This is a genomic window from Stenotrophomonas sp. NPDC077659, assembly GCF_050268705.1.
Classification (GTDB): domain Bacteria; phylum Pseudomonadota; class Gammaproteobacteria; order Xanthomonadales; family Xanthomonadaceae; genus Stenotrophomonas.
Map to the genome: position 1 here is coordinate 1 of NZ_JBNNHG010000264.1, position 1,889 is coordinate 1,889.

The window sequence follows — 1,889 nt, forward strand, 5'->3', positions numbered from 1 at the left end:
GTCGGCCTGGTGCTGGCGCTGATGGCGGCCAAGGCGCTGTGCATCTATGGGGTGGGCCGACAGCGCGCCTCGGGCACGCCAATCCGGCAGGATGGATCAAAAAAGTGAACTAGCGATACTAACAAGGTTCCGGTTTACTTGGAAGCCCGTGAAACCAGAGGTTTCATGAACCCGGCCTGGGGAGTGTGCCCAGGCTCCGGCGCCGGACAAGGTTGGACCTGGGTTTCCCCGGGGCCGCCCGCGCTACTCCAGCGCAGGACCACCTCGTCACACCCCCACCCGGAACCGCTGCGGGGGCCGCCCTTCGTTTGTGTGGCCAGAGTCCGCGAAGCGGAGGACCATCACGTCAGGAAGACGAAAGTATAACAGGCTTGTCAGCCGCGGGCAAAACCGCCGCGGTTGCCGCCCTTCAGATTGGCCTTCTTCAGCAGGCTTTCGTACTGGTGGGACATCAGGTGCGCCTGCACCTGGGCGATGAAGTCCATCACCACCACCACCACGATGAGCAGCGAAGTACCGCCGAAGTAGAACGAGGCGTTCAGCTGCGTGCGCATCAGTTCCGGCAACAGGCAGACGATCACCAGGTAGGCCGAACCGGCAGCGGTCAGGCGGGTCAGCACGCCGTCGATGTAATCGGCGGTGGCCTTGCCAGGACGGATGCCCGGAATCAGCGCGCCGGACTTCTTCAGGTTGTCGGCGGTTTCCTGCGAGTTGAACACCAGCGCGGTATAGAAGAACGCGAAACCGGTGATCAGCGCAGCGAACACGATCATGTGCAGCGGCTCGCCCGGGCCCAGGGCGTTGGCGACCTTCTGCAGGGCCTGGCCAACGGCACTCTGGTTGGCGGCCTGGCCGGACCACATGGCCAGGGTGGCCGGGAAGGCCAGCAGGCTCGAGGCGAAGATCGCCGGGATGACACCGGCCATGTTCAGCTTCAGCGGCAGGAACGAGGTCTGGTTCATGTACGCGTTGCGACCGCCTTGGCGGCGCGCGTAGTTGACCGTGATCCGGCGCTGGCCACGCTCGACGAACACCACGAAGAAGGTGAAGGCGAGAACGACGATGGCGATCAGCAGCAGCTGGATGAACTGGATGTTGCCATCGCGGTAGGCGTCAAAGGTGTGGATGACCGCACCCGGCAGGCCCGCCACGATACCGGCGAAGATGATCAGCGACACGCCGTTGCCGATGCCGCGCTCGGTGACCTGCTCACCGACCCACATCAGGAACATGGTGCCGGCGGTCAGTGCGACCACGGCAGTGAGCACGAAGCCCATGCCCGGCGCGTACACGACCGGAGCGCCCGACGGAGCCACCTGGTTCTGCAGCGCCAGAGCGATCGAACCGCCCTGCACCACCGCCAGCAGCACGGCGCCGATACGCGAATACTGGGTGATCTTGCGACGGCCGGACTCACCTTCCTTCTGCATCGCCTTCAGGGCGGGGAAGATATGGGTGGCCAGCTGCATCACGATCGATGCCGAGATGTACGGCATCACGTTGAGCGCAAAGATGCTCAATCGGTGCAGGGCGCCGCCCGAGAACATGTTGAACATGTCCACGATGCCGCCGCCCTGCTGTTGCATCATGGCAAGCATGGCATCGGGATTGACGCCCGGCACCGGCACATAGCAGCCGATGCGATAGACGATCAAAGCCCCGACGACGAACAGCAAACGTTGGCGAAGTTCGGTGAACTTGCCCATTCCGCCCGCGAGGTTACCGATGCCAGCTTGCGCGATGATGTTCTTACTCCGTCACGCTGCCGCCGGCAGCTTCGATTGCAGCCTTGGCACCGGCCGTGGCAGCAATACCCTTCAGGGTGTACGCCTTTGCCCAGTTTCTCCACGGCTTCGCTGCCATAGGATTCGGCGTGGGCGTCGTGCACG

Annotated in this window: 1 protein-coding gene; it reads right to left on the bottom strand. The window is 63.7% G+C overall.

Annotation, left to right across the window (positions count from 1 at the left end; all coding sequences use genetic code 11):
• Nucleotides 1-374 precede the first annotated feature (374 nt).
• Complete coding sequence (gene secY, locus ACQKDV_RS19275; protein ID WP_427785835.1) at nt 375-1,742, bottom strand: preprotein translocase subunit SecY; 1,368 nt, start codon at nt 1,740-1,742, stop codon at nt 375-377.
• Nucleotides 1,743-1,889: the final 147 nt, after the last annotated feature.